Below are 5,906 nucleotides of genomic sequence, written 5' to 3'. Positions count from 1 at the left end.
GCCAGCATCAGCAGCAGACAGCCCAGCAGGACGACGATGGTCACGAACAGCGGCATCTTCCCGGCCAGCGCCGCCGCGAAGTCCTTGTGCACGGCGGTCAGCCCGCCCACGTACACGTCGAGCCCGTTCTTCTCGTACGCCGGGATCACGCGGTCGCGCAGCGTGTCGATGAGTTTCGAGGTCTGTTCCGACTGCGGGGAGTCCGTGGGGATGACCTGCATGACCCGCACCGTCGCCCCGGGCTCGGCGGGCGGGGTCCGCACGGACACGACGCCCTCGACGGTCCCGATCTTCTGCCCCAGCTGCGTGAAGTCGTCGGAGGCCTGCGCGGACGGCACCTTCGCCACGAGTTGCAGCGGGCCGTTGTGCCCGGGGCCGAACCCGTCGGCCAGCAGGTCGTACGCCTGGCGTGTGGTCGTGCTCGTCGAGTTGTTCCCGGCGTCGGAGGAGCCGAGCCGCATCGAGAAGAACGGGATCACCAGCACCAGCATCGCCACCGTCGCGGCGATCGTCAGCGGCACCGGACGCTTCTGCACGAACCCGGCCCAGCGCTCCCACCGGTTGGAGACCTGCGCCTCGACCGGCCCCTCGCGNNCCCGAACAGCGCCGGCAGCAGCGTCACCGCGACCGCGACCGCGAACACCACCATGATCGCCGCCGACAGCCCGATCCCGGACAGGATGCTGAAGCCCAGCATGAGCAGGCCGAGCATCGCGACCGCGACCGTGCCGCCCGCGAAGATGACCGCCCGGCCCGAGGTGTTCAGGGCCGTCGCCGTCGCCTCCTCCGGGCTGAGCCCCGCCCGCACGCCGGTGCGGTAGCGGGCGACGATGAACAGCGCGTAGTCGATGCCGACGCCCAGGCCGATGAACGCGGCGATGATCGGCGCGGTGCTCGGCACGCTCATCACCCGGGTGAGCAGGTCGATCGAGAAGATCGCGCTGCCCAGCGCGAGGACCGCCGCGAGCAGCGGGATCGCCATCGCCACGAACGACCCGAACGCGAACAGCATGACGATCGCCGCCGCCAGCAGCCCGATCAGCTCACTGGCCGACGTCGACGGCTTGTCCAGCTGCCCGATCGCCGCCCCGCCGAACTCCACCCGCAGGGTGTCGCTGCGCAGCTCCGAGCCCAGGTCCACGACCTTCTGGATGTTGTCCTTGTCCAGGCTCTGGCTCTGCTTGGTGAAGGTGACCGTCGCGTAGGCGGTCCGGCCGTCGCGGCTGATCTGCGCCGCGCCCTGCGGGCCGAACGGGCTGGTCACCGCGCCGACCTCGGGCACCTCGGCGACCTCGGCGAGCATCCGGTCCACCTCGGCCTCGACGGCCGGATCGGTCACCTTGCCGCCCGTCGCGTGCAGCACGATCGTGCTCGCGTCGCCCGAAGTGCGCTTGAACTGGCTCTCCAGCAGTTCCACGGCCTTGGTCGACTCGGTGCCGGGCAGTGTGTACTCCTCCGAGAAGGAGGCGCCGCCCGCGGCACGCATGCCGCCCACCAGGATCGCGAGGAGCAGCAGCCACCCGCCGATGACGATCAACCGGTGCCTGAAGCACCACCGCGCGATGCCGCTCATCGATGTCCGCCCGGGAGCTCGATCCGATGGTTGTCGAAATGGAGCACAACTCTGCTTTCGTGACGTAGGTCGGGCCCGGCGCGCCTGTGCGCCGCACGGTCGCCGATCCCTGTCCGGCAGACCTTCCCGCAGCTCACAGCCTGCCCGCGGGCGGGCCCCGGTGTCGTCGGGCCCCGGATCGATCCGGGTGTCCGGCCAGGGGGGTACGGACTGCCGGTGTACATCGCTGGATGTACACGCGGGTACGACCCTGAGCCGACGGCCCCCCGCCGCCGGGTGGCAGTCGTCCGGTTCGGCGGGCAGGGCGCGCACGGCCTTGTACGGTGGGTTCCCGTGATGCCTTTCCCGACGTCCGTATCCGGAGGCCGGCTATGACGATCCGGGTGGTCGTGGCCGACGACCACACCCTCGTACGGGCCGGTTTCAGCGTGCTCGTGAACGCCTCGGCGGACATGGAGGTCGTCGCCGAGACCAGCACCGGCCGCGACACCGTGGCCGCCGGCCGGGCGCACCTGCCCGACATCGTCCTGATGGACGTCCGGATGCCCGACATGGACGGCATCGAGGCGACCCGTCAGCTCCTGGACGACCCGGCGACCGAGTCCATCCGGGTCGTCATCCTCACGACCTTCGACCTCGACGAGTACGTCTTCTCCGCCCTCAAGGCCGGCGCCAGCGGCTTCCTCCTCAAGGACACGCCGCCGGAGAAGCTCCTCGCGGGCATCCGTACGGTCGCCGCCGGCGAGGCCCTCCTCGCGCCGAGCGTGACCCGGCGCCTCATCCGCGACTTCGTCAACCGGCCCGCCCTCGGCGCGGGCATCTCACCGGCCCTCCTCGAACCGCTCACCGAACGCGAGCTGGAGGTCCTCGTCCACGTCGCCGCCGGACACTCCAACGCCGACATCAGCGGCCGGCTCCACATCAGCGTCGCCACCGTGAAGACCCACGTCAGCCGTCTCTTCAGCAAGCTCGACGCGCACGACCGGGCCCAGCTCGTCGTGATCGCCTACGAGACGGGCCTGGTCGAACAGGTCCGGCGCCAGCAGGCGGGCGGGGGTCACAGGCCGTAGCGGCTCTTCAGGTGGCGCCAGAAGTCACGCAGCATCCACTGGTCGAACTCGGTGATCCGCGCTGCCGAACCGGCCTTCATGAGGAAGCAGCACTGGCCGGTCGGGGTCCAGTCGTAGAAGTCGTCCAGGCCGAAGGTGTGGCCGACCTCGTGCAGGTAGATGTGGATGTTCTCCTGGCCGAGGGCGTTGACGAAGTACTCCTGTCCCACCCGTTGCCCCCAGTCGCCGCCGGCCCCGCCGGTCCAGCCCTTGGTGAGCCACAGGGACTGGTCGTAGTGGCGGGCCGCGCCGCCGGGGCAGCGGGAGTAGTTGCCGTCCTGGTGGAAGAAGCGCCCGCAGTCGGGCGAGCACTGCGGGGCGCCCTCGTTGATGTTGTTGACGTAGATGTCGACGGAGTTGTCCGTCCACTGGAGGGTGGCGCGGTCCCGGACGGCCCAGCCGACGATGGTGACGGGCACGGTCGTGTACGGCCAGGCGTTCGTGCCGGTGCCGTTGTCGAGCATCGCGGCCATCCACTTCGCGAACTGCCGCTTCAGGCCCGCGTGGATGCGGTCGCGCAGGGCGGCGCTCACGGGCGCGTCGGACTCCCACCGCACGCAGTAGTTGACGCTGCCCCGGTTGGCCATGACCTGGTCCCAGCCGTAGTTGCGGAAGCCGTAGAGGTTCGGGTACGTCGACTCGACGTGGTTCCAGACCTCGTTCAGCGGCTGCACCAGGTGCGCCGGCGGGGTCCACTGGTCCGCCGCGAGCGCGGGGGAGACGCTCGCGGCCGGGGCCGCCTGAGCGGGGGAGAGGTTCGTGCCGGGGGCCGCCGTGAGGAGGGCGAGGGCGGCGAGCAGGCCGGCCAGCCGGGCGAGGAGCGTACGCATCGCGAACTCCCTTGGTGGGGGGTGGACTTCACTGTCCTGTTCGCGATGTCGCCGCCTGTCCGGAAAAGGTTGCCGCCCCTGTGGGCTGGGTCACAGGGGGGCGTTCACAGGGGTGTGTTCACAGCCCTTTGAAGAAGTGTGACGTCGCCACGAGCACCGTGTGTTCGTCCGCCCCGATCGTCCCCTGCGCGCGCAGCCGTTCGTACGCCGCGAACACGGTGACGCTGCTGCGCTCCCACACATGGCCCCGCCCGCACAGCCGGGCGTACCACGCGTCGGCCGTGTCGGAGGAGACGACCACCGCCGAGCCGCCCGACAGGGTCACGGCCCGGTGGGCCTGGACCGTTGTCGTGTGCCCGGCGATGGAGGACAGCCGGCCGCTGTCGCCGGGGAAGTGGTCGCCGACGGGTGCCCCGGTGAGGACGGCGGTGAGCCGGGGGAAGGGTTCCACGAGGTGCAGCCGGGGCGGCGGGGTCCCCCGCAGTTCGGCGAAGCCCCGGTGGATGCCCCAGGCGAGGTCGCCCCGGCTGGTGGGGACGACGACGTGGCGGACCTCCTCGGTCGCCTGCGCGGCGATCTCCCAGGCGATCCGCTTGTAGCCCTCGATGCCGATGGGGTGGCAGCCGACGAAGGGTTCGGCGATGTTGGAGACGGCCAGCGTGTCCGGCCGCGCGGCCGACTCCCGGATCAGGGCGACGCGTTCGGCGTCCGTGTCGAACAGGCGGAGGTCGGCCCCGAGGTCGGCGATCCGCTCGCGCACCGGCTCCGGGAGCCGCGTGTACCCGGCGACCGTGCACCGCAGCCCGGCGGCTGCGGCGTACGCGGCCAGCGCGAGCCCGGCGTTGCCCGAGGAGCTGATGGCGACGCGCTCGTACCCGGACGCGGCGGCGTGCGCGACGGCCATCGCCGCGAACCGGTCCTTGTGCGAGCCGGTCGGGTTCGCGGCCTCGTTCTTGACGGACGCGCCCGCCAGCCACGGCAGCCGCAGCAGCGGGGTGTCGCCCTCGCCCAGCGCGGGCACCGTGTCGTACGGCAGCCGTTCGGTCGGGGGCGTCGACTCCTCGTACACGCAGAACAGGTTGGCGTTGCGGCCGGCCGTGTCGCAGTCGGGGCAGCCCCGGGGGTGGTCCGCGAGCGGGAAGCGGGCCGCACACCGCACGCACTCCAGGTGGGACAGGGTCACGAGGGCCTCCGGGGGCGCAGGGTCAGGACACGGGCCGTACGGTCCGGCGGCCCCTCCAGCGGGACCGGGTAGAGCCGCCCCGCCGCGTGCAGCGGGGTCTGGTCCTCGTAGTGCGGTGAGCGCGGATGCCCCGAACTGCCGTGCCGCAGCACGTCCCACAGCCGGGGCCCGTCCGGCCGCAGCTCGGCGACGAACCGCCAGGGCGCCCCCTCCACCACCGTCCCCTCCCGGTCGGGCGTCATCAGCCCCACCGAGTGCCCGCTCCCCCCGACCGGTGTGGTGACCCCACCGAACAGCACGGGGACCGCCTTGGCCAGCGCGTGCCGGTCCCGGATGCGGTGGATGCGGTCGTGGCGCCAGCGCGCGGGCTCTCGCCCCTGCTCCTCGGCGATCCACGCGGCGGCCTCGGCCAGCGCGCGGCCCACGGTCGCCGGGAGCGGGGTGTCGTCGCCCAGCCGCGTCCGCGCCTCGGGGGAGGTGAGGAGGTGGTCGACCTGGAGGGTGACGTCCGGCATCGCGGCGGCCAGGTCAGCGCCGAGCCGGTCGTACACCCAGTGGTCGGTGAGCTTCTGGAGGAGGCGGAAGAAGACCAGCGGCGCGGCCTCGCCGGGGTGCGCGTGGCCGTCCCAGTCCGCGAGGAGGCGATGGCAGGCCGCCGGGAGCGGCTCGGCGGGGGGCGCCTCGGCGAGGGCCGCGAGCAGGGTGGGCAGGACACGGCGTGCCCGGCCGTCGCAGGTGTCGTTCTGCCAGGCGGCGCAGGCCTCCGGGGTGATCCGGGGCGCCGTGGTGATCAGCTCCTCGATGCGCTGCGCCCGGTAGGGGGCGACCCAGTCCGCGCCGACGTCCCGGGGGTCGCCGTCGGGGAGCATCCTGTGGTTGGCGGAGACGACGTGGCCCCGCTCGGGGTCGGTCTCCTCGGGGAGGTCGTCGAAGTCCAGGAAGCCCTTCCAGGACACGGCCACCCGGTCGTGCTCGCCGGGGGCACGCCCGCTGCCGGGGAGCCGTGCGGGGACGCGGCCCGCCGTCTTCAGGGAGACCGTGCCGTCCTGGCAGGCCCAGACGACGTTCAGGACCGGTACGCCGAACGCCCTCAGGGCGTCGCGGAACTCGCCGGGGGCCGTCGCGCGCCACATCGACTGGCAGGCGGCGATCTCCACGGACGGCTCGAAGCCGCTCCAGTACAGGCCGTAGCGGGTGTCGGTGCCGGGCGG

The 5,906-nt window shown here is 72.5% G+C and carries 5 protein-coding genes; 1 reads left to right on the top strand and 4 read right to left on the bottom strand.

Going from position 1 to position 5,906, the window contains the following annotated elements; genetic code table 11:
* Positions 1–595 precede the first annotated feature (595 nt).
* Positions 596–1,573, bottom strand: a 978-nt coding sequence (locus AOK24_RS35415; protein WP_206191328.1) for an MMPL family transporter, incomplete at its 3' end; no start/stop codon positions are given.
* A gap of 371 nt (positions 1,574–1,944) precedes the next feature.
* Between AOK24_RS35415 and AOK24_RS35410 the strand changes: the two genes are divergently transcribed.
* Complete coding sequence (locus AOK24_RS35410; RefSeq protein ID WP_055724074.1) at positions 1,945–2,643, top strand: response regulator transcription factor; 699 nt, start codon at positions 1,945–1,947, stop codon at positions 2,641–2,643.
* On the opposite strand, the gene AOK24_RS35405 is transcribed toward AOK24_RS35410, so the two are convergent.
* The 3 genes from AOK24_RS35405 to AOK24_RS35395 form a co-directional block, all read right to left on the bottom strand.
* Complete coding sequence (locus AOK24_RS35405) at positions 2,631–3,512, bottom strand: hypothetical protein (RefSeq protein ID WP_055724073.1); 882 nt, start codon at positions 3,510–3,512, stop codon at positions 2,631–2,633. The genes AOK24_RS35410 and AOK24_RS35405 overlap by 13 nt on opposite strands.
* A 118-nt stretch (positions 3,513–3,630) precedes the next feature.
* The gene (locus AOK24_RS35400) at positions 3,631–4,695 is read right to left on the bottom strand and encodes a threonine synthase (protein ID WP_055724072.1); all 1,065 of its coding nucleotides are present in this window, start codon (positions 4,693–4,695) and stop codon (positions 3,631–3,633) included.
* On the bottom strand, positions 4,692–5,906 hold a 1,215-nt coding region (locus AOK24_RS35395), incomplete at its 5' end, for a penicillin acylase family protein (RefSeq protein WP_159052096.1). The genes AOK24_RS35400 and AOK24_RS35395, both read right to left, overlap by 4 nt.

This window comes from Streptomyces niveiscabiei (genome assembly GCF_001419795.1).
Lineage (GTDB): Bacteria > Actinomycetota > Actinomycetes > Streptomycetales > Streptomycetaceae > Streptomyces > Streptomyces niveiscabiei.
This window is presented reverse-complemented; position numbering and strand designations above follow the sequence as displayed.